Below are 19,594 nucleotides of genomic sequence, written 5' to 3'. Positions count from 1 at the left end.
CGCTTTTCTGATTTTGAGCAATGGAGAAGTATTGTTATGTCGTCCGTTTCTGAACCCGCCTCTCAGCTGAGCTGGCGTCAGTGGCTGTTTCCGCTGTCGCTGGTGATGTTCGAATTCGCCACTTATATTGCCCACGATATGATTCAGCCGGGTATGTTGCAGGTGATCAGCGACTTCAGCGCCAGCGCCGGTTGGGTTTCCACCTCGCTGACCGCCTATTTGTGTGGCGGAATTCTTCTGCAATGGCTGCTCGGGCCGCTCTCTGACCGGCTGGGGCGCAGGCCGGTTTTGCTGGCGGGCGTGGCCTTTTTTACCGTCACCTGCTTTCTCACGGTATTCACGCAAAGCATCGAACAATTTATCCTGATGCGTTTTTTGCAGGGCATGAGCCTGTGCTTTATCGGCGCGGTGGGTTACGCCGCCATTCAGGAAGCGTTCAGCGAAGCCCTGAGCGTAAAGCTGATGGCGCTGATGGCCAATATCACGCTGATTGCGCCACTGCTCGGGCCGCTGGCGGGCGCGGCGTTCATTCACTACGCGCCGTGGAAAGCGATGTTTGCGCTGTTTGCGCTGATCTCCGCGCTGTCATTCTGGGGCCTGTGGCGCAGCATGCCGGAAACGGCGTCGGGTCGTGACGGGCGTTTCTCGATGCGCCGCTTGCTGGCAGATTACCGCGAGGTGTTCACCAATGCTGGCGTGGTCACCGGCTCGTTATCGATCGGGCTGATCACGTTGCCGCTGCTGGCCTGGGTTGCGCAGTCGCCGGTACTGCTGATTCAGGACGCCGGAATGACGCCGTTACAATACGGCTGGTTACAGGTTCCGGTATTCACCGGGCTTATCATCGGCAACGTTGTACTGAGTAAACTCAGCGGCAAAGTAAATATCCGCACGCCGGTCTGGCTGGGGATTTTGCCGATTGTTCTCGGGCTTTGCATCAGCGCTTATGCGGCGCTGTTTATGGTTCATGCCTGGTACTGGATAACGGCGGGGCTGAGCTTGTATGCGCTGGGTTCAGGGCTGGTCAATGCCGGGCTTTACCGGCTGACGCTGTTCTCCAGCCCGACAGGGAAAGGCACTGTGGCGGCGGCGCTCGGGCTGATCACCATTGTGGTTTTCGCGACAGGGATTGAACTGGCAAAACAGCTTTATTTCGCGCAGGGCTACGGCATTTTCATGCTGGCCGGTTTGCTGTTCGGTACGGCGGGAACACTGCTGATTGTGCTGTTTCTGAAACGCGCTATAAAAGCGGGATAACAAATGCAAAAGAGGCTGAGTTTTACGCTCAGCCTCTTTGCTTAATACGATGTTTAGCGCTTACTTTTTCGGGTAAAGCTCTTTGCGGGAATACGGCTCCGGTTCACCCGGTTTACGCGTTTTCAGCAATTTGAGGATCCAGGTGTATTGCTCAGGATTCGGCCCGACCAGCAATTCCACCTCTTCATTCATACGGCGCGCAATCTGGATATCGTCTGCCGTCGCCAAATCATCCATCGGTGGCCGCACAAAAATGTCCAGACGCTGCTCTTTGCCGTTATACACCGGGAAAAGCGGCACAATCTGCGCACGGCAGACTTTCATCAGACGGCCCACGGCAGGCAATGTCGCCTTGTAGGTTCCAAAGAAATCAACGAATTCGCTGTGTTCCGCACCGTGATCCTGATCCGGCAGATAATATCCCCAGTAGCCCTGACGCACGGAGCTGATGAACGGTTTGATCCCGTCATTTCGGGCATGTAAACGCCCGCCATAGCGGCGACGCACGCTGTTCCACAGATAATCCGTCAGCGGGTTTTTCTGGTTATGGAACATGGCTGCCATCGGCTGACCACTGGCCGCCATGAGCATTGCCGGGATATCCACAGCCCAGCCGTGTGGCACCAAAAAAATCACATTTTTGCCGTCGCGCTGCATCTGGTCGACAATTTCTTTGCCGTGCCAGTGGATGCGCTGCGTGATTTTTTTGGGGTCACGGAGTGCCAGCTCCGCCATCATCACCATCGACTGCGGCGCGGTGGCAAACATTTCGTCAATGATATGTTCGCGCTCCGCTTCCGGGGTTTCGGGCAGGCAATACAACAGGTTGATTTGCGCGCGACGACGTGCGCCTTTGGCAAATTTTCCGGCCAGACGGCCCAGACTGCCTAAAACAGGGTCGCGCACTTTCGCGGGCAGATAAGCCATACCGGCCATCGCTCCGACGCCCAGCCAGACGCCCCAGTAACGCGGATGGTAAAAGGCTTTCTGAAATTGCGGAATAAATTCTACGGATGATCGTTTTTCTTTTTCTGGCTGCATGCTCAGGCTCTTATATCAAATTCTGGCGTAATGATAAGTGTAGTGATTTATTTTGCAATAAATCACTACACCGAAACATCAGCCCCTGAACAATCAGTCCAGCTTCAGTTGCGGAACAACCTGGCGGACCGTGGCCAGATAAGTACTACGATCTTTACCTGTCAGCCCTTCGGTACGAGGCAATTTGGCGGTCAGAGGATTGACGGCCAGCTGGTTAATCCACATTTCGAAATGCAGGTGCGGGCCGGTTGAACGGCCTGTGTTGCCGGAAAGCGCAATGCGGTCACCACGCTTCACTTTCTGCCCCGGTTTCACAAGGATTTTGCGCAAATGCATGTAGCGGGTCATGTACTGACGGCCATGACGGATAGCGACATAGTTGCCCGCAGCCCCACCATTTTTAGCCATAACGACTTCGCCATCGCCCACCGCAAGCACTGGCGTACCGACCGGCACTGCGAAATCGACACCACGGTGTGGCGCCACGCGGCCAGTCACCGGGTTAAGGCGACGTGGGTTAAAGTTTGAAGAAACGCGGTATTGTTTTCCGGTCGGGAAGCGCAGGAAACCTTTCGCCAGCCCGCTGCCGGTGCGGTCGTAGAATTTTCCGTCCTCTGCACGGACGGCGTAATAATCTTTACCACCGGAGCGCATATGCACGGCCTGCAATTCGCTTTGCTCGCTTTTCCCATCCAGCACTTCGTGAGACATCAGCACCGCGAAATCATCGCCTTTTTGCAATTTACGAAAATCGAGTTGCCACTGTAATGCTTTGATCACCGCACTGACTTCACCGCTGGTTAACCCTGCCGCTTTGGCACTGGTCACGAAACTGCCGTTCAGCGTGCCCTTCATGACCGAGTCTTTCCACTCACCTTTGAGGGTTTCGAGTGAAGATTTGAAGGTATTGCCGGAGCGGTCAAACGTGTACGTTTCACGGCGGGATTTCTCCCACGTCAGGCGCTGTAAATCGCCCGCGTCGTTTAACGTCCATGACAGTTGCTGACCAATCTTCAGGTTGCGTAAATCACGGTTAGCATCCGAAAGCGCAGCAATTTCCGACATATCAATGCCGTACTGATTCAGAATGCTGCTGAGGGTATCGCCGGTAGAAACCACGTATTCATGAACGCCCGCTTCGTTCGCGGTTTTATCGTCCAGATCGTCCTGAGGGATATCATCGTCAGCCGGAGGCGACTGATCGATAGGCTCACTGGCTTCGGGAAGCAGTGAACGAAGTTGCTGGTTGTCTAACGTGATGTTTTTAACCAACGGTTTGGTATCGGAAAGGTCATTGTCCGGGTGATAGGCTAACGGTTTCCAGACGGCGACGGCCAGTGTGACGACGGTCAGCGACCCCAGCATAATGCGGTGGGGCCGTGGAAGGTTGCTATACGCCAGAGCGATAGAACGGGCTATCAGCTGCACTTAAATTCTGTCCTTTTAGCTTACTTCAGGCAGCTCAAATACTGGTTCGTCAGCTGTGACAGAAAGTTCACGTAGCTGTCCGCACCCAATACAATGCCGCTCCCCAGCGGATCCAATGTGCCCATACGCACTGTTGTTCCCTGGGCAACAGCCGTTATAACGGCTGGCCTGAATTGTGGCTCAGCAAAAATGCAGGTCGCTTTTTGCTCAACCAACTGTGTTCGAATGAGATGTAAACGCTGTGCGCCAGGTTGTATTTCGGGATTGATCGTGAAGTGACCAAGTGGCGAAAGGCCGAAGTGTTTTTCAAAGTAGCCATAGGCATCGTGAAAAACAAAATATCCCTTACCCTGAACAGGTTGCAGAATACTACCAAGGTTTTTGTCAGCTTTTGTCAAGCTCTCTTCAAAATGCGACAAATTTGCATCTAATTGTTGCTTTTTCTGCGGAACCAGCGCTACGAGCTTGTTATGAATGACAATCGCGGTCTCGCGTGCGATTTCCGGCGACAGCCAGACGTGCATATTGTATTCGCCATGATGATGATCGCCATCGTCGTGACCGTGGTCATGCTCATCATCATCGCTGCCTTTTATCAGCAACGGTTTTACCGCGGGCAGCATCGCAATTTCTACCTGACGGTTCGGCGACAGTTGCGCAGCCGATTTCGTCATGAAGGCTTCCATTTCCGGCCCCACCCACACCACCAGATCGGCGCTGCGCATACGCGCAATATCCGAAGGACGCAGCGCAAAATCATGCGGTGATGCTCCGTCCGGCAGCAAAACTTCAGTCGGCATAACACCATCGGCAATCGCTGAAGCGATAAAACCCAGCGGGCGAACAGAAGCCAAAACGACGGCCTGTGTGTTGAAAACCACACCGGAACTCAATATTGCGGCGGCCAGTAACATCCGTTTAACGCTTTTTTTCTGTATCATGCGGGGTGAACTCATCTTCGTGTTGGGGGAAAACTGGTTATTTTTCGCGAAACGCAATATTATAACATCCGATTTGTTCTGCAAGACCCTATGACATGCCCACATTAGCTACGCTTCAAAATATCTCGGTTACTTTCGGTACACGCCGCGTGTTGTCCAACATCTCGCTGAGCCTGCAACCGGGGAAAATACTGACCCTGCTTGGCCCGAATGGTGCCGGGAAATCAACGTTAGTGCGCGTTGTGCTTGGCCTGATTGCGCCAACCGAAGGCACGATGACGTGCGAGCCGGGCTTACGCATCGGCTATGTTCCGCAAAAAATTCATCTTGACCCGACGATGCCGCTGACCGTCAGTCGTTTTATGCGCCTGAAACCCGGCGTGAAAAAAAGCGATATTTTGCCTGCGCTGAAACGCGTTCAGGCGGCGCATCTTCTCGATCAGCCGATGCAAAAATTATCCGGCGGTGAAAACCAGCGCGTTTTACTGGCGCGCGCGCTTCTCAACGGCCCGCAACTTCTGGTGCTCGATGAACCGACGCAAGGCGTAGACGTCAACGGCCAGGTTGCGCTGTACAACCTTATCGACAACCTGCGCTGTGAGCTCGGTTGCGCCGTGCTGATGGTGTCGCACGACCTGCATCTGGTGATGGCGAAAACCGACGAAGTGTTGTGCCTGAATCAGCATATTTGCTGTTCCGGCTCACCGGAAGTCGTGTCCACACACCCTGAATTTATTGCCATGTTTGGCAACCGGGGAGCAGAACAGCTGGCCATTTACCGTCATAACCATAATCATCGCCACGATTTAAAAGGGAAGATTATTTTGCGCAACACCGGAGGCCGTGACGCATGATCGCGCTGTTATTACCCGGCTGGATCGCCGGTGTTTTGCTGGCGATTGCCGCCGGTCCGCTGGGCTCTTTTGTCGTCTGGCGCCGTATGTCCTATTTCGGCGATACACTGGCTCACGCGTCCCTGCTCGGCGTCGCGTTCGGCCTGCTGCTCAACGTCAATCCGTTTTACACCGTCATTGCCGTGACATTATTGCTGGCAGTTTTGCTGGTAGCGCTGGAGCGCAAACCGCATCTGGCCGTCGATACCCTGCTGGGGATTATGGCGCACAGCGCATTATCGCTCGGTCTGGTGGTGGTCAGCCTGATGTCCGGCGTTCGCGTGGATCTGATGGCGTATCTGTTCGGTGATTTGCTGTCGGTGACCTACAGCGATATCTGGATGATTGCCGTCGGTGTTACTATCGTGATTGCGGTACTTTGCTGGCAATGGCGGGCGTTACTTTCGATGACCATCAGCCCGGAACTGGCGCACGTCGACGGTGTAAACCTGCAACGTTCGCGGATCATCCTGATGCTGGTCACGGCGCTGACTATTGGTCTGGCGATGAAATTTGTCGGGGCGCTGATCATCACATCGCTGCTGATTATTCCTGCCGCCACGGCGCGACGCTTTGCGAAAACACCTGAACAGATGGCGACCGTGGCAATTGCGATTGGCATTATCGCCGTCACAGCCGGTCTGACGTTTTCAGCATTCTACGACACACCGGCGGGCCCGTCCGTTGTGCTTTCCGCTGCGGTGCTGTTTATGCTCAGTCTCGGCAAAAAGCAGATTGCCTGACGGCAATATCACTAAAGAAACACCTGTAAAAACGGACGCCCTGAGCGTCCGTTTTCGTTTCTACCTGTTCTATTCTTTTTGCGCCCTCGCAGCCTGCCTCGACTGGCGCCAGTGCAGCACCGGCGATACCGTCAGCCCGTGGATAACCACGCTGGCGACGATCACCGTAAACGCAATATTGGTCATGTAATTAGCGTCCGCGCCGTGCAGCCCGTGCGTCCAGGCATAAGCAATGTAGTTCATACTGCCAATCCCGCGAATGCCAAACCAACCAATCATTAGCCTTCGTCCGTGCGGCACGCGGATGCCCATTGTCGTGAGATATACGGCAAGCGGGCGGATAACGATAAATAAAATGGCGGCGATCAGCAGCCCCATCGGCTCCCAGTGTTCGGCCAGCGTTATCCCCAGCACCATCACAATCCCGGCGGCAAAAATTCGCTCAATGGTATCCCCGAAGGACAACGCATCGCCGACCATCAGCCCGATAGAGTTTCGCGGCATTTCCGCCTGCATACTGTGGCGCTGATGAGGGTTTACCATCCCTTCTGCGGGCGGTGGCCGCCGCCCTTCTTCCAGATCTTCCGGCGGATGCAGCGATACCACACGCACCTCAGCACTGCGCAACCCGACGCCCGCCGCAAAAGCCGCCAGAAAGCCCGATGCATCGAGGCTTTGCGCGGCGGCATAACTCAGCGCAATCAGCGACAGCGCCAGAAAATCACTCGGCGCAACCGACCGCTGTTTGCTGTGAAACCGCGTAGCGATCAGCCCGACCCCTTTCCCCATCGCGAAACCAATCCCCAGCCCGCCGAGCAGTGCCCAAACAACATCTCGCCACGCCCAGTGCCAGATGGCCTCCGACGACAACCCTTCGTGCGCGGTAAACAACATCAAAGCCAGCATCAGAACAGGCAGCGCCGAGCCGTCGTTCATCCCCGCTTCGCTCGACAGCGCAACCCGAAGGCCGTCATCGTCATTCGCATCATTGACCGCAATCATGCTCGCCAGAACGGGATCCGTGGGTGCGATAATCGCACCCAAAGCCAGCGCCAGCGGCCAGGAAAGGCCGGTGATGTAATGTGTCATCACGGTAACGCACAGCACCGTCAGCAGCATCGCGGGAAACGCCAGCACCGCGCCGACACGCCAGCTTTGCGAACGGAAAGGCAACCTGAGCTTGAGGCCGGTAATAAAGAGCGAAGCAGCCATCGCGATTTCGGTAAAACGCGCAGTCAGCGTTGAATACGCCACCAGATCAACGTGCAGTAAATCCAGAACCCAGGGGCCGCACACCACACCTGCAGCAAGATACAATCCAAAAGTCGTCACCGGCCCGCGGGAAATCCATCCCGACGCCAGAGACATAATTAACAACAATCCGCCCACTGCGGCGGTCCATCCCAGAAAACCCATGTATCGTCCTTTTAAAATGCCATCGTCTAAGCGTAGTACATCGCGAAACTCAGACGTTTTCGGGCACAAAAGGCGCGGCAAGGTCATTAACCGTGCGCTAGACTATTTGTCTGTTTTGACTCTCTTCTCTGCTCTATATTTTAAATATCGAAGGTAATAAATTGATTAAATACAGCGTGCTATACCCAAACATCAAAAACGGAACCTTTGATCATGACTATTACCGTGACGTGCATTTGCCGCTGATTAAAAGCCGCATGGGAGCGTTTTGCCATTCCTATGCCATCGACAAAATCCCTGAAAATGCCCCGGCCGATGCTCCGTTTATCGCGGCATGCCATATTTACTGCAATTCAATGGAAGATTTTGAGCAAGGCATGAAAGATAACGCCGCTGACTTTGTGGCAGACGTGGCCAACTTCACCAATATCGAACCCGTTAAGATGATTTTTGAGGTTGTTGTCTGAACAATTTGCTCAACGCATAAATAAAAAAGGCGATAAACCTCAGCAGGTCTATCGCCTTTTTTAACGGGCTTTTAGCGCCCTTTTACTCCCGCCTGAAAACTTATTTACTCAGTAATCTTTTAATCGGCGTGCTCGGTTCACGCTTAATGGTATGCAGAAATACCTGCGCTTTATCGTTCACCGCATATTCTGCTGTCACACCAAAATCCTGCACCATCGCCCATTTTTCGAACAGGGCTTCATCGCTTTCTCGCATGAACCACAACATTCTCACCGCCGTCACTGCCACCTGAGGAATTTGCGTCACTGTGCCGTTAATCCACTTATTTAATGTACTGCGGGGCAAGCCAAGCAGGATACACAACGCCGGCTGATCGATATTCAACCGCTGAACGTAATCCAAAAACTCATTTGCGTTATCTGCCATAGCCTTATCTCCAATTTCTTAAGCCCGACACATTGTACAAGAATCCCGTAGGGATTTCATTACGTCGCTATCCGCTACCAAAAATCCGAGTTTTTACCTCTTTAGAGGCATAAAACAGTGTCTGTTAGCTACAAATAATCGCGCTAAGTGAAACAATTTCATGTAGCGGTTTAACTTTACGTTTCTTGACATAAGTCAAATGACCGTGAATGTGTGAAACAAGTCACATTCATCGTATGTATGATTTTCGTAAGGGGACAGAAATGTCGTCCTGCTGGTGCATTTATTTGTCGCTATTAGATACTTATTTCAATGTCGGAAAAAACTCATGAAAGCTCAGGTAACAGACCGTAATACTCAGATCGTTAATGCTTACATCGCAGGGAATCATAACAAATCGGAATTGGCGCGTTATTTCGGAGTATCGGCTTCGACCATTCGCCGTGTTTTAATGGCGGTCACTGTTGCGGCTATGGCAGTCGCTGCGGCTCCTGTTTCGGCTTCTGATGTTGACGTACAAAAACCTCAAGCAGCAGCACCTACCAGCGTCCCTTCTCAGACGGAATTGAAAGTTCGTTTCGATGCTTTGAAAGCAGCACAAACCCATGAAAAATCACAGGATAATTCGCTATCTTCCCTTCAGCATGATGTTAACTGGTCTAACAACAAGATTGATAATAACCACCATGCCATCATGGTTGCGCAAGTAGATATTGACAATAATGCTGCTAAAAACGTTGAACAGGACGCTGCGATTCAAACAGCTCAGACGACTGCAACACATGCCAGTATTAATGCTACCGCAGCGCTTAAAGGCAACTTTGTCCAATCCGGGTTGATTAAGGCCAATCAGGATGCAATTGCCGATAACCGCAAAGACATCGACGATAACGCAGGTTTGATCCGTGCAACCGCCCAAGGCGTTAACCAGAACAAAGACGACATCGCTGCCAACAAGGCGGCACAGGCTACTGTCAACCAGAGGCTGGCAAACCAGATTACGGACAATACGCACAACATTGCGGATACCAACAGTGCTGTGAAAAATCTGTCGTCTCAGGTTGATACCGACCACGTTGTGACCGTCGCATTGGGCAACGAAGCAAACCAAAACAAGCTGGATATTGCGTCAAATAAAAATGCAATTGCAGGTAAAGTTGATCAGTCGCTTTACGCTAATGACAAAAAACGCCAACTGGGCACTGATACTGACCAGGATCACGGTATTCAGCAGGCTCAAAATGCCGCGGATAAAGCACAGCAAACTGCCAATCAGAAAGTCGATCAAAAACTTTACGCTCACGACAAAGTACGCCAGTTAGGCACGGACACCGAGCAGGATAAAGCCACACAAGCCGCACAGGAAAGTATTGATGGCGCAAACGCCCGTGAAAATATCCGCCAGTCGGATCGCATTCAGGGAATGCTTGCCGCGCACGATGCCGCTCAGACCAAAGCGATAGTCCAGGCATCTATCCCGGTCGTTCAGCAAGACAGCAACACCCGTCTCACCCAAATGAATGCTGCCGCTACCAACGCCGCAGTGCATTCCCTGATAACCCAGCAAACGGCCGATCATCAAACCATCGAAAAGCTTACCGCAACCCCGGCTCAGCAGCCGGTCGTTCAGCAAGAAGTCCGCTCTGCATATTACGATGCACAAATTACCTCCCTCAATATTGAGGCTGAGCAGAATCATGCCGAAGTGTTGTCAGAATCTCATGCGCGCTATCAGGCAGATAAACAGGTTCTTTCGGAATCTGAGTCCTACACCAATCAGAAATTCAGTTCATTGAAATCTGAGGTTGATGACAACAAAAAAGAAGCCGCTGCAGGCTCTGCCTCCGCGATGGCTCAGGCCAATATCCCTCAGGTTCAGGAATCCCAGCAGTTTGCCGTCGGTGCAGGCATCGGGGGTTACGATTCCGAAAATGCGCTTTCCGTCGGCGCTTCCTTCCACGCCGGGCACGCCACTATCGTCAAAATGACCGTTTCCGACGACTCACAGGACAATGTCGGTTACGGCGCAGGTGTGAGCGTGGGCTGGTAATAAAATCATTATCCGTGGCTGGCAAAAGTCAGCCACGGCATACAACTGAACGAATTTAACGGGCATTTTATGAAAAAAATTTTTATCGCCACGACGCTGGTTTTGCTCGCCGGTTGTTCATCTCAGGCATCCCGGATGGCGGATTGCCAGGCGCAGGGAATATCCAAAGACGCGTGTTATATCGCTGAGCAAAACCGCCAGACGGCGGTTCAGAATACGGCAATGAAGCAGGCAATGGAAAATGCGGCAAAGCAATATGCGCAGACGGCCAAACGCGTCGTGCATGTCCGAATCAAAGGTATTGATATCAAAATCTTTCCCGCAGATAAGCAGGGATACATCGAAAGCACGGCAGCAGCACTGGATGAAGATAACGCGGATGCTCAGGTTTACCGCAAAGGCATTTTTACGGCGATCTACTACAAGCGCACACATAAAGTGGTGCTGATGCGTGACGGGCAGATTTACGGCAGGACGACAGTATGAAAAAACACCATACCGATCAGTTCAAACATTTACCCCCGGAGCAGCAATACACCTGCCTGAAAATGTTACAGCGGGTTGAGGAAACACCCCTGTCTGACGGTGTCACCGGCGTGGCTGTATCAGTAATGATGCGAGACGGCCACACCGCGACGCTCAGTAAATTCATCGCGAAACCCGATGAAGTCGCGGTGCTGGTGAGCTGGGAACCGGTGAACTAAGGAGCCCCGGAACAATGAAAGCCCTCATAAAATACCTGATTACGGCAGCCCTCCTCACGGGCAGTGTTCAGGCACAAACCGTTCAGGTCATCGAGGATAACCGCGAGAATATGCATAACGCTAAAGCGTTGCACAATATCGCTATTGCTTCTGTACATGGCATTCAATGACCCATCGCATAGAATTTGCGTTATGTATCGCACTAAATGCACAAGAAAATTCCTAACAACTCAAAATTCTATCCGGAAATATCCACCATGAAGAAAATTTTACTGGTAACCATGTTGTCCTTATCTGGTGGCCTGCACGCAGCTGAATACATCAACAGTGGCGCACCTTGGGATTATGTTTACTGTGGTGAGAAAGACGGAAAATCCTTCTACGGAAGTTGCTCAACAGCTGGACGCTCTGTCGAAATTCATAAAGTCAGAGATACTGTTATCAAGTTTGTATTCAAACAAGATGGTGCCGCATACGGTCAGGGTAATTGGTTCTTCGCAAAGCAGGACGGCAAAGACAAAAACACCTATCACGTGGTTAATCTGCGAACGAGTGCGAATGATGATGGCATGGTCGGAACGGTTGTTTTTTATGGTGACGAGCAAGTGATTTTCAAAACATGGAAAGCGTCAGCACCGAACGACCTCGAAAACATGACTCAGGAAACCTTCTTCCTGACTTACGCAGGAGAATAAATGAAAAATATTGAACAGACTCCAGTTTTATAGATTCCACGTCGCGACACCAAAGAAAAAGCCATACAGCAACTTGAGAATGTTACGGCATGGCTTTGATGGTGAAATCAGTCTTGGTTCTTCATTCTGAGCACATACCAACGGCAAAGCAGAATAACCAACACCCCACCAACCGCTGACACGCACACCGCTGTGTTCTGGTATGCATCAAGAATGCCTTCAGCATCATACACACCAAAGAAGCCCGCATAAGCCCGTATAGTGTTCTCAGTGATAAAATTATCTATCACCTGAGTGAACAGAACGGTCAGGATTATGAACGCCAGCACGTACCCCACAGCCAGCAGAAACCGCACAAGCCATTTAGTCACTATGAAACCTTCATGATTCCGTGCGCCTTCAGGGATGAGCCAGGAATTGTAATCATAGATGTTGCCATGAGCGCGGCGCGTAGGTAATCGAACTCTGCAAGTGACGTCATTGTGATACAGCCCTCACTTAAACCCAATGGCCCAATTGGATGAAGCCGGAAATTTCCACGCTTCACGCCCTCTATGAAAGTCTCATCATTGATTTTTCCGTCATCGCGGTACAGGGAAAACCAATCTTCACGCGCAGCCCCATAGATATATTTCAACGCAGCCATTCGAACGGCACCAAGACGCCCGCCAGACTCACGGCTTACGATGTAATAACGCCCCACGGGTAACGCCCCGCTCATTGCAACGTTTGTTAATGTCGGATTGTTGCGACCAGCAAAGCGACCGGAAAAGGCGGGGAAATTGCCAACACCTGCACAGCTTAAGATTGATGTTTCCATTCCGTTCAGCACAAAGCTACATGTCAGCGGCATTTTAGGCTGTCACCCTTTCATTCCATGCGTCAGTGAACTGAACATTCCCATCAAGGTATTTCCACGTGATTTTTTCATAGCGCAATTCCACGCTTTCATTGTGGTTGTGCTTTTCAAAGGCTGGATTTTTGATGTTGTGCATCAGAGGGCAAACAGAGACAACTTTCACGGCCTCAAGCATCATGTTGAAATACTCAACTTCCTGACCCGCATCATTAATCTTGTACCATTTGAATTCTGCTGAATGAAGCGTCTGACCGGTTGCAACAGCTTTGTATAGGTACGGGCTTGAGCTATCGAATTCTTTTTCGAAACCTAAAGCGCCATGAATGCGTGTCCCGGTAATTTTGCCTGTGTTGCCATCAGTGGGAATGTGAAGAGAGTGACCGAAACCAAGAATTTCTATTGAACCTTCGCGACCGTTTACATCAACAGACCCTTTGATGTTAGCGCCGCCATCGTCTTTAAGAAACAGGTAAGCAGGGATTGCCATTTTTCAAATCTCCTTATTTATAGTGCGTATATTAAAACCACATAAATCTAACACCACAATGAAAATTCATAAATTTGGCTTATGGCAATATTAAACCTGGCAAAAGAAAAACCTCACCCAGGCCCATCAACAAATCTTTCTGATTTAAAACGGAAAAGGAACCCAACAATGTTCCGCTGATTGGCGTGCCCCGAGTCCGTAGACAAATCTGTCCTACTCTATAGAGACGCAAACAGGACGATGAGCAAAACCTATCTCCCCGGTTATCGCATTGCCCTAATTAATTGATGAGCCTGTTCAAAAATTTGCGTTTGTAACTCATGCCCTATGCGCAGACGATGGGGGCTCTTGCTCATCACAACCGCCGGATGTGGCGGAGGAGTAAATGTGGGATTTTTAAGCGGATTGTTCGCCCGTATTGCAGGCCAGAAACCAGAGCAAACTACGGAACAAACATCACCTCATGAGGAGTTAAAAATGGCAAAAGTACTGGTTCTTTATCATTCCATGTATGGTCATATTGAAACGATGGCGCAGAGTGTTGCTGAAGGCGCACGCAGCGTTCCCGGTGTTGAAGTTACGGTAAAACGCGTCCCTGAAACCATCCCGGAAGAGGCATTTAAAGCCGCAGGCGGGAAAACCGGCCAGACAGCAGAAGTCGCGTCACCGGCAGAACTTGCCGACTACGACGCCATTATCCTTGGCACCCCTACCCGTTTCGGTAATATGTCCAGCCAGATGCGTACCTTCCTCGACCAGACCGGTGGCTTATGGGCCAAAGGCGCACTGGCAGGCAAAGTCGCCAGCGTATTCAGCTCAACGGGGACCGGCGGCGGTCAGGAAATGACGATTGCCTCAACCTGGACTACCCTCGCCCACCACGGCATGATCATCGTCCCAATCGGTTACACCACCCCAGAATTATTCGATATTTCCCAGGTTCGCGGCGGCACACCTTACGGCGCAACCACAATAGCTGGCGGCGACGGCTCACGTCAGCCAAGCGCAGAAGAGTTGCGTATTGCCGTGCATCAGGGCAAACACGTTGCCACCATTACCCAGAAATTGTTCAGCTAACACGTAACTTCAGCAAAAGGCGCAAATCTTTGCGCCTTAAATTCCCAAAAAAAACGGCCCTTGCGGACCGTTTTGTCTTAAGCGGAGATTACGCCCGTTTCAGTTATTTACCCCGCGATGCAATGATGTTTTCGGCAACATTGCGCGGTGCCTCGGCATAGTGATTGAACTCCATGCTGTAGGTTGCACGACCTTGCGACATCGAGCGCAAAACGGTGGAGTAGCCGAACATCTCGGATAACGGCACTTCGGCTTTAATGATTTTACCGCCGCCGCCCGCAATCTCTTCCATGCCCTGAACCGTACCGCGACGGGAGGACAAATCGCCCATCACGCCACCGGCGTACTCTTCCGGAGTTTCCACTTCCACTTTCATCATCGGTTCGAGGATCACCGGATCCGCGCGTTTAGCCGCTTCTTTGAAACCAAAGATGGCCGCCATTTTGAACGCCATTTCCGAGGAGTCGACCTCGTGGTAAGAACCGAACGTCAGCGTGACTTTCACATCCACCACCGGATACCCGGCCAGAATGCCGTTGTTCAGCGCTTCCGTAACCCCTTTTTCAACCGCAGGGATATACTCACGCGGGACAACGCCCCCTTTGGTGGCATCGACAAACTCAAAGCCGGTGCCTGCCGGCAGCGGTTCGAGCGTGAAGACAACGTGCCCGTACTGGCCTTTACCACCGGACTGGCGCACAAATTTCCCTTCGACATCCTGCACGGTTTTGCGCACAGTTTCCCGATAGGTTACCTGCGGTTTACCGATGTTGGCTTCCACGCCGAACTCACGTTTCATGCGGTCAACGATAATTTCCAGATGCAACTCGCCCATCCCGGAAATGATCGTCTGGCCGGATTCCTCATCGGTGCGGATGCGGAACGACGGGTCTTCCGATGCCAGCCGTGACAGCGCGATCCCCATTTTTTCCTGGTCTGCCTTGGTCTTCGGTTCAATCGCCTGCGAAATCACCGGATCCGGGAATTCCATGCGCACCAGCGTAATAATGTCGCTCGGGTCGCACAGCGTTTCACCGGTGGTGACATCTTTCAGGCCCACACAGGCCGCGATATCACCGGCGCGGATTTCATCTATCTCGATGCGGTCATTGGCATGCATCTGCACGATACGCCCGATACGTTCTTTCTTGCCGCGCACAGGGTTATAGACGCTGTCACCTTTTTTCAGCACGCCGGAATAAACGCGGACAAACGTCAGCTGGCCGACATAGGGGTCAGTCATCAGTTTGAATGCCAGCGCCGAGAACTTCTCGTTATCGTCGGAATGACGGAACACTTCGTTGCCGTCTTCGTCCGTACCGGCAACCGGCGGAATATCCAGCGGCGACGGCATCAGTTCGACCACGGCGTCGAGCATGCGCTGAACACCTTTATTCTTAAACGCACTGCCGCACAGCATCGGCTGGATTTCACCGGCGATGGTGCGCAGACGCAGACCTTGGGTAATTTCATCCTCAGTCAGCGTGCCTTCTTCGAGATATTTATCCATCAGCTCATCATTGGCTTCCGCCGCCGCTGAGACCATTTTTTCGCGCCATTCTTCCGCAAGCTGCTGTAAACCGGCCGGGATCGGTTCATAGGTAAACGTCATACCCTGCGTCTCGTCATCCCACAGGATCGCGCGCATTTTGCGCAGATCGACCACGCCGGTGAAATGCTCTTCACTGCCAATCGGAATAACAATCGGTACCGGATTGGCTTTCAGGCGGTCAACCATCATCTGGCGGACGCGGAAGAAGTCTGCACCCTGACGGTCCATTTTGTTAACGAAGGCCAGACGCGGCACTTTGTATTTATTTGCCTGACGCCAGACGGTTTCAGACTGTGGCTGTACGCCGCCCACGGCGTCGTACACCATCACCGCACCGTCGAGCACACGCATGGAACGTTCCACTTCAATGGTGAAATCCACGTGCCCCGGGGTGTCGATAATGTTAATGCGATGCTCATCGAACGAGTGATCCATCCCGCGCCAGAAACAGGTCACCGCAGCGGACGTAATCGTAATGCCGCGTTCCTGTTCCTGAGCCATCCAGTCTGTGGTCGCACCGCCGTCATGCACTTCTCCCAGCTTATGGTTCATGCCGGTATAAAAAAGAATACGCTCGGTGGTGGTGGTTTTACCTGCGTCGATGTGTGCTGAGATACCGATATTGCGGTAGCGCTCGATTGGCGTTTTGCGAGCCATATAACGTCCTTACTGGTTGATGGCTAAGTTGGCGGAGAGTGATTTCACATCCCGTCACAAAGTTGAGTTAAGAAATAAAGTGACTACTAAAATTCTTAATGCGGAGAGTATACTACAATTGTACGTGTATAGTCGTACAATAATTTTATTCTATTGATGAAATCGGTCACAGGCCGTCGCGTTGTACAGCAGCAGACGGATAAGCTATATTGCGCGGCCGCGTTAACACACGTCTAAGTAAGGAAAGTCCGATGATAGCCAACCACCCTGAACGCGAGCAGATCCGTCTCGAAAATGTGCTGACTGCACTGGGAAATCCGCTACGTCTGGCGGTGATCCGCACCTTAGCGAAAGGCGGCGAACACCCGTGCGGCACCCTGTTGCAGGGCTTATCGAAATCGACGCTGACTCACCACTGGCGTGTGCTGCGCGACAGCGGCGTTATCTGGCAGCGCCCGGACGGACGCGCCAATTTACTGTCGCTGCGCCGTGATGATCTGGACGCACGCTTCCCCGGCCTGCTTGATTGCCTGCTCAGCGCCATCGAATCCGACGGCATTACCATTGAATCCACGCAAAAGCATATCTCCGGGCAACATCTTTAATCCCCGGCCAGCTGCTTTCGAACCAGCTGACAAAACGTACTTATTATAGACGATGCATGGCTGTCTTCCCGCCGGGCGAGATACAACGGCGCGCTGAGCTGCGTGCTGGCATCCAGCGGCAAAAACACCACGCCGTCGCCACCCAGCCGGGTCATGGACGCCGGAACAATCGATATTCCCAGCCCCGCGCCGACCAGACTCAGGCACGACGTCAGCCGTGGCGCTTCCTGCACGATATGCGGGCTGAATCCGGCGCGGACATACGCCGCGAGTATCGCATCATACAACCCCTGCCCGGCGCGACGACGGTAAAGTACAAACGGTTCATTGCTCAGTTCTTCGAGTTTTAGCGGCTTCGCGGAGGTTCGCGCGGCCAGACGGTGTCCGGCAGGAACGGCGACCCACATCGGCTCTTCCAGCACCTTTTCCATCTCCAGCTCCGGCATATCTTTGACCGGCATTCGCACAAACGCCACGTCGAGTTGCCCCGCCACCACCGCCTCCAGCAACTCGCCGCTGCCGCTTTCCTCAAGCTGCGTGCTGACCGACGGATAAATCTCGCGATACCGGCGCAGCAGCGCAGGCACAAAAGTATGCAGCGCTGCGGAGCTTGTGAATCCAATCCGGATGCGCCCCTGTTCGCCCTGTGCCGCACGGCGCATTGCCGCATTCAGTTGCTCGGCACGTGCCAGGACGGCGCGCGCTTCCTGCAACAGCACTTCACCGGCTTCGGTCGGGATCACCCCGCGCGGCAGACGCTGCAATAAAATCACGCCAAAATCCTGCTCCAGCCCCTGCAACAGGCGGGTCAGCGGAGGCTGCTGGATAAATAACAGTTCAGCCGCGCGGGTAATACTCCCGGCTTCCACCACGGTGACAAAGGCGTTAAGCCGTTTCAGTTCGATCATTGCCATACCCTCCGGGTATCTGTTGGCGCCATTAAAGGCATTAGACATCATGTCATGACAGCGCGCATGATCCGTAACGAAATTTACGCCTCTGGCGGCTTTGAATTACATTTGAGGGAGAGTGTCGAGATGGCCGATTACACGCAGGAAAAAATTATGCTCAGCACCGAAGATCAGACTGCGCCTGCACCCGACTGCGGGCAACTTTTCATGGGCTTTTTCGTTCTGGGCCTGACGGGTTTTGGCGGTGTGCTGCCGATGGCGCGGCACATGCTGGTGGATAAACGCCGCTGGCTGACCGCCGCACAGTTCACCGAACTGCTCGGGCTGTGTCAGTTTTTACCCGGCGGCAATATCATCAATTTATCGGTGGCCTTAGGGATGGAATTTCGCGGGCTGCGTGGTGCGCTTTCCGCCATCCTCGGGCTGATCCTCGCGCCGACGATTTGCGTTGTGCTGCTCGGTTTAGTTTATGCGCGTTATCAGAATGAACCGCTGGTAGAACATCTTTTCGCCGGTATGGCAGCGGCAGCGGCGGGATTGCTACTCTCCACGGGGCTTAAAATGCTCGCCCCGCTGTGGGGAAAATGGCTGCAACTGGCGCTGGTCGCTGCGGGCGTGATCGCCATTGCAGTGTTCCGTATCCCGATGTTGCCGGTCATGCTGGTGCTGGCGCCGGTCAGCATTTTTATCTGCGCACGGAGTAAATTCTGATGGCCGTTTTACTCTCACTCGCCCTGCTATTTACCGAGCTTTCATTACTGGCGTTTGGCGGCGGAAACACCATCCTCCCCGAGATGCAACGTGCGGTGGTGGATGTGCATCACTGGATGAGCGCGCAGGAATTCAGCGCCCTGTTCGCACTGGCGCAGGCCGCGCCTGGCCCGAATATGATGATCGTGCCGCTGATTGGCTGGCAGGTCGCCGGGTGGTCCGGGTTGCTGGTTTCCTCACTGGCAAAATTCGGCCCGTCTTCTGTCGTGACGATTATCGTGATGGGCGGCTGGAAGCGTTACAAAGACAGGCCGTGGCGACAGGTGATCCAACGCGGACTGGTGCCGGTCACCGTCGGGCTGGTGGTCTCCAGCGGATTGCTAATCGCCAAAGCCTCCGCCACCACATTGACCCTCGCCGGTGTGATTGCACTGTGTACGCTGATGGCCCTCAACAAACGCATCCATCCGTTATGGGTGCTGGCGGTGGGCGCGGTATTGGGGCTGGCGTTGGGCTGAAGCCAGTTAATGATAGAACCTTTAAATTTGAGTACTCGTGCTTTAATTAAAGGTTCTATTATTTATCCCCTGCTGACCAATAGCAGAGCTCTCTAGTTTCCGACGTCAGGTGCTCTGTGAAATTATATTATATAAAATGCTTATTGATTCACTCA

Annotated in this window: 23 protein-coding genes; 13 read left to right on the top strand and 10 right to left on the bottom strand. The window is 52.8% G+C overall.

The window, feature by feature from the left end; genetic code table 11:
• The first annotated feature begins 36 nt into the window (after positions 1-36).
• Positions 37-1,257: an MFS transporter gene (locus CWS43_RS25760; protein WP_101080001.1), complete on the top strand. Its 1,221-nt coding sequence runs from the start codon at positions 37-39 to the stop codon at positions 1,255-1,257.
• Positions 1,258-1,317: 60 nt separating this feature from the next.
• On the opposite strand, the gene lpxM is transcribed toward CWS43_RS25760, so the two are convergent.
• From lpxM to znuA, 3 genes are all read right to left on the bottom strand, one after another.
• Positions 1,318-2,298, bottom strand: coding sequence for a lauroyl-Kdo(2)-lipid IV(A) myristoyltransferase (gene lpxM, locus CWS43_RS25755; RefSeq protein ID WP_101080000.1), 981 nt, complete (start codon positions 2,296-2,298; stop codon positions 1,318-1,320).
• 93 nt (positions 2,299-2,391) lie between these two features.
• Complete coding sequence (gene mepM, locus CWS43_RS25750; RefSeq protein WP_101079999.1) at positions 2,392-3,726, bottom strand: murein DD-endopeptidase MepM; 1,335 nt, start codon at positions 3,724-3,726, stop codon at positions 2,392-2,394.
• A gap of 20 nt (positions 3,727-3,746) precedes the next feature.
• Positions 3,747-4,667: a zinc ABC transporter substrate-binding protein ZnuA gene (gene znuA, locus CWS43_RS25745; protein WP_101079998.1), complete on the bottom strand. Its 921-nt coding sequence runs from the start codon at positions 4,665-4,667 to the stop codon at positions 3,747-3,749.
• Between the two features lie 95 nt (positions 4,668-4,762).
• Here znuA and znuC point away from each other — a divergent pair, with 95 nt between their 5' ends.
• Together znuC and znuB are read left to right on the top strand one after the other, a co-directional pair.
• On the top strand, positions 4,763-5,521 hold the full coding sequence (gene znuC / locus CWS43_RS25740; RefSeq protein ID WP_101079997.1) for a zinc ABC transporter ATP-binding protein ZnuC: 759 nt from the start codon (positions 4,763-4,765) through the stop codon (positions 5,519-5,521).
• Positions 5,518-6,303: a zinc ABC transporter permease subunit ZnuB gene (gene znuB / locus CWS43_RS25735; RefSeq protein ID WP_101079996.1), complete on the top strand. Its 786-nt coding sequence runs from the start codon at positions 5,518-5,520 to the stop codon at positions 6,301-6,303. Before znuC ends, znuB begins: the two co-directional genes overlap by 4 nt.
• A gap of 69 nt (positions 6,304-6,372) precedes the next feature.
• On the opposite strand, the gene CWS43_RS25730 is transcribed toward znuB, so the two are convergent.
• Positions 6,373-7,719, bottom strand: coding sequence for a sodium:proton antiporter (locus tag CWS43_RS25730; RefSeq protein ID WP_101079995.1), 1,347 nt, complete (start codon positions 7,717-7,719; stop codon positions 6,373-6,375).
• Positions 7,720-7,880: 161 nt separating this feature from the next.
• Here CWS43_RS25730 and CWS43_RS25725 point away from each other — a divergent pair, with 161 nt between their 5' ends.
• Positions 7,881-8,186: an EthD family reductase gene (locus CWS43_RS25725; RefSeq protein WP_101079994.1), complete on the top strand. Its 306-nt coding sequence runs from the start codon at positions 7,881-7,883 to the stop codon at positions 8,184-8,186.
• A gap of 100 nt (positions 8,187-8,286) precedes the next feature.
• On the opposite strand, the gene CWS43_RS25720 is transcribed toward CWS43_RS25725, so the two are convergent.
• Positions 8,287-8,613, bottom strand: a complete 327-nt coding sequence (locus CWS43_RS25720) for a hypothetical protein (protein ID WP_101079993.1) — start codon at positions 8,611-8,613, stop codon at positions 8,287-8,289.
• A 328-nt stretch (positions 8,614-8,941) separates the two neighbouring features.
• On the opposite strand from CWS43_RS25720, the gene CWS43_RS27640 reads away from it, so the two are divergent.
• The 5 genes from CWS43_RS27640 (at position 8,942) to CWS43_RS25700 (ending at position 12,062) form a co-directional block, all read left to right on the top strand.
• Complete coding sequence (locus CWS43_RS27640; protein ID WP_232777223.1) at positions 8,942-10,663, top strand: YadA C-terminal domain-containing protein; 1,722 nt, start codon at positions 8,942-8,944, stop codon at positions 10,661-10,663.
• Between the two features lie 69 nt (positions 10,664-10,732).
• Positions 10,733-11,149: a hypothetical protein gene (locus CWS43_RS25710; RefSeq protein ID WP_101079992.1), complete on the top strand. Its 417-nt coding sequence runs from the start codon at positions 10,733-10,735 to the stop codon at positions 11,147-11,149.
• On the top strand, positions 11,146-11,367 hold the full coding sequence (locus CWS43_RS25705) for a hypothetical protein (RefSeq protein ID WP_101079991.1): 222 nt from the start codon (positions 11,146-11,148) through the stop codon (positions 11,365-11,367). Before CWS43_RS25710 ends, CWS43_RS25705 begins: the two co-directional genes overlap by 4 nt.
• A 14-nt stretch (positions 11,368-11,381) precedes the next feature.
• Positions 11,382-11,537, top strand: coding sequence for a hypothetical protein (locus CWS43_RS27330; protein ID WP_157825437.1), 156 nt, complete (start codon positions 11,382-11,384; stop codon positions 11,535-11,537).
• A gap of 87 nt (positions 11,538-11,624) precedes the next feature.
• Positions 11,625-12,062, top strand: coding sequence for a hypothetical protein (locus CWS43_RS25700; protein ID WP_101079990.1), 438 nt, complete (start codon positions 11,625-11,627; stop codon positions 12,060-12,062).
• A gap of 107 nt (positions 12,063-12,169) precedes the next feature.
• On the opposite strand, the gene CWS43_RS25695 is transcribed toward CWS43_RS25700, so the two are convergent.
• From CWS43_RS25695 to CWS43_RS25685, 3 genes are read right to left on the bottom strand one after another with little or no spacing between them, the layout of a single operon-like run.
• Complete coding sequence (locus CWS43_RS25695) at positions 12,170-12,433, bottom strand: hypothetical protein (protein ID WP_101079989.1); 264 nt, start codon at positions 12,431-12,433, stop codon at positions 12,170-12,172.
• Positions 12,433-12,915, bottom strand: coding sequence for a DUF2778 domain-containing protein (locus CWS43_RS25690; RefSeq protein ID WP_101079988.1), 483 nt, complete (start codon positions 12,913-12,915; stop codon positions 12,433-12,435). Before CWS43_RS25690 ends, CWS43_RS25695 begins: the two co-directional genes overlap by 1 nt.
• Before the next feature lies 1 nt (position 12,916).
• Positions 12,917-13,408: a type VI secretion system tube protein TssD gene (locus CWS43_RS25685; protein ID WP_101079987.1), complete on the bottom strand. Its 492-nt coding sequence runs from the start codon at positions 13,406-13,408 to the stop codon at positions 12,917-12,919.
• 477 nt (positions 13,409-13,885) lie between these two features.
• On the opposite strand from CWS43_RS25685, the gene wrbA reads away from it, so the two are divergent.
• Complete coding sequence (gene wrbA, locus CWS43_RS25680) at positions 13,886-14,485, top strand: NAD(P)H:quinone oxidoreductase (RefSeq protein ID WP_101079986.1); 600 nt, start codon at positions 13,886-13,888, stop codon at positions 14,483-14,485.
• 103 nt (positions 14,486-14,588) lie between these two features.
• On the opposite strand, the gene fusA is transcribed toward wrbA, so the two are convergent.
• Positions 14,589-16,694: an elongation factor G gene (gene fusA / locus CWS43_RS25675; protein ID WP_101079985.1), complete on the bottom strand. Its 2,106-nt coding sequence runs from the start codon at positions 16,692-16,694 to the stop codon at positions 14,589-14,591.
• 251 nt (positions 16,695-16,945) lie between these two features.
• Between fusA and CWS43_RS25670 the strand changes: the two genes are divergently transcribed.
• A complete protein-coding gene (locus CWS43_RS25670; protein WP_101079984.1) occupies positions 16,946-17,299 on the top strand; it encodes a helix-turn-helix transcriptional regulator in 354 nt (117 codons plus the stop codon).
• Here the strand turns inward: CWS43_RS25670 and CWS43_RS25665 are convergent.
• Positions 17,296-18,213, bottom strand: a complete 918-nt coding sequence (locus CWS43_RS25665) for a LysR family transcriptional regulator (protein ID WP_198555929.1) — start codon at positions 18,211-18,213, stop codon at positions 17,296-17,298. The genes CWS43_RS25670 and CWS43_RS25665 overlap by 4 nt on opposite strands.
• A gap of 123 nt (positions 18,214-18,336) precedes the next feature.
• Between CWS43_RS25665 and CWS43_RS25660 the strand changes: the two genes are divergently transcribed.
• Positions 18,337-18,921: a chromate transporter gene (locus CWS43_RS25660; RefSeq protein ID WP_101080034.1), complete on the top strand. Its 585-nt coding sequence runs from the start codon at positions 18,337-18,339 to the stop codon at positions 18,919-18,921.
• Positions 18,921-19,439 (top strand): chromate transporter, encoded by a 519-nt coding sequence (locus CWS43_RS25655; protein WP_101079982.1) that lies wholly within the window; start codon positions 18,921-18,923, stop codon positions 19,437-19,439. Before CWS43_RS25660 ends, CWS43_RS25655 begins: the two co-directional genes overlap by 1 nt.
• Positions 19,440-19,594 lie beyond the last annotated feature (155 nt).

Source organism: Rahnella sp. AA, from assembly GCF_002834385.1.
Taxonomy (GTDB): domain Bacteria; phylum Pseudomonadota; class Gammaproteobacteria; order Enterobacterales; family Enterobacteriaceae; genus Rahnella.
The sequence above is the reverse complement of the archived record's forward strand: the minus strand, read 5'-3'. Positions and strand labels throughout refer to the sequence as shown.

Excerpts from the sequence above, each read along its gene's own strand:
- CWS43_RS25720 (WP_101079993.1), bottom strand. The coding sequence starts at position 8,613 with ATGGCAGATAACGCAAATGAGTTTTTGGATTACGTTCAGCGGTTGAAT.
- wrbA (WP_101079986.1), top strand. The coding sequence starts at position 13,886 with ATGGCAAAAGTACTGGTTCTTTATCATTCCATGTATGGTCATATTGAA.
- CWS43_RS25760 (WP_101080001.1), top strand. The coding sequence starts at position 37 with ATGTCGTCCGTTTCTGAACCCGCCTCTCAGCTGAGCTGGCGTCAGTGG.
- znuA (WP_101079998.1), bottom strand. The coding sequence starts at position 4,667 with ATGATACAGAAAAAAAGCGTTAAACGGATGTTACTGGCCGCCGCAATA.
- CWS43_RS25670 (WP_101079984.1), top strand. The coding sequence starts at position 16,946 with ATGATAGCCAACCACCCTGAACGCGAGCAGATCCGTCTCGAAAATGTG.
- CWS43_RS25660 (WP_101080034.1), top strand. The coding sequence starts at position 18,337 with ATGGCCGATTACACGCAGGAAAAAATTATGCTCAGCACCGAAGATCAG.
- CWS43_RS25700 (WP_101079990.1), top strand. The coding sequence starts at position 11,625 with ATGAAGAAAATTTTACTGGTAACCATGTTGTCCTTATCTGGTGGCCTG.
- CWS43_RS25690 (WP_101079988.1), bottom strand. The coding sequence starts at position 12,915 with ATGCCGCTGACATGTAGCTTTGTGCTGAACGGAATGGAAACATCAATC.
- znuB (WP_101079996.1), top strand. The coding sequence starts at position 5,518 with ATGATCGCGCTGTTATTACCCGGCTGGATCGCCGGTGTTTTGCTGGCG.
- CWS43_RS25710 (WP_101079992.1), top strand. The coding sequence starts at position 10,733 with ATGAAAAAAATTTTTATCGCCACGACGCTGGTTTTGCTCGCCGGTTGT.
- CWS43_RS27330 (WP_157825437.1), top strand. The coding sequence starts at position 11,382 with ATGAAAGCCCTCATAAAATACCTGATTACGGCAGCCCTCCTCACGGGC.
- CWS43_RS27640 (WP_232777223.1), top strand. The coding sequence starts at position 8,942 with ATGAAAGCTCAGGTAACAGACCGTAATACTCAGATCGTTAATGCTTAC.
- CWS43_RS25665 (WP_198555929.1), bottom strand. The coding sequence starts at position 18,213 with ATGGCAATGATCGAACTGAAACGGCTTAACGCCTTTGTCACCGTGGTG.
- znuC (WP_101079997.1), top strand. The coding sequence starts at position 4,763 with ATGCCCACATTAGCTACGCTTCAAAATATCTCGGTTACTTTCGGTACA.
- CWS43_RS25685 (WP_101079987.1), bottom strand. The coding sequence starts at position 13,408 with ATGGCAATCCCTGCTTACCTGTTTCTTAAAGACGATGGCGGCGCTAAC.
- CWS43_RS25705 (WP_101079991.1), top strand. The coding sequence starts at position 11,146 with ATGAAAAAACACCATACCGATCAGTTCAAACATTTACCCCCGGAGCAG.
- lpxM (WP_101080000.1), bottom strand. The coding sequence starts at position 2,298 with ATGCAGCCAGAAAAAGAAAAACGATCATCCGTAGAATTTATTCCGCAA.
- CWS43_RS25655 (WP_101079982.1), top strand. The coding sequence starts at position 18,921 with ATGGCCGTTTTACTCTCACTCGCCCTGCTATTTACCGAGCTTTCATTA.
- CWS43_RS25730 (WP_101079995.1), bottom strand. The coding sequence starts at position 7,719 with ATGGGTTTTCTGGGATGGACCGCCGCAGTGGGCGGATTGTTGTTAATT.
- fusA (WP_101079985.1), bottom strand. The coding sequence starts at position 16,694 with ATGGCTCGCAAAACGCCAATCGAGCGCTACCGCAATATCGGTATCTCA.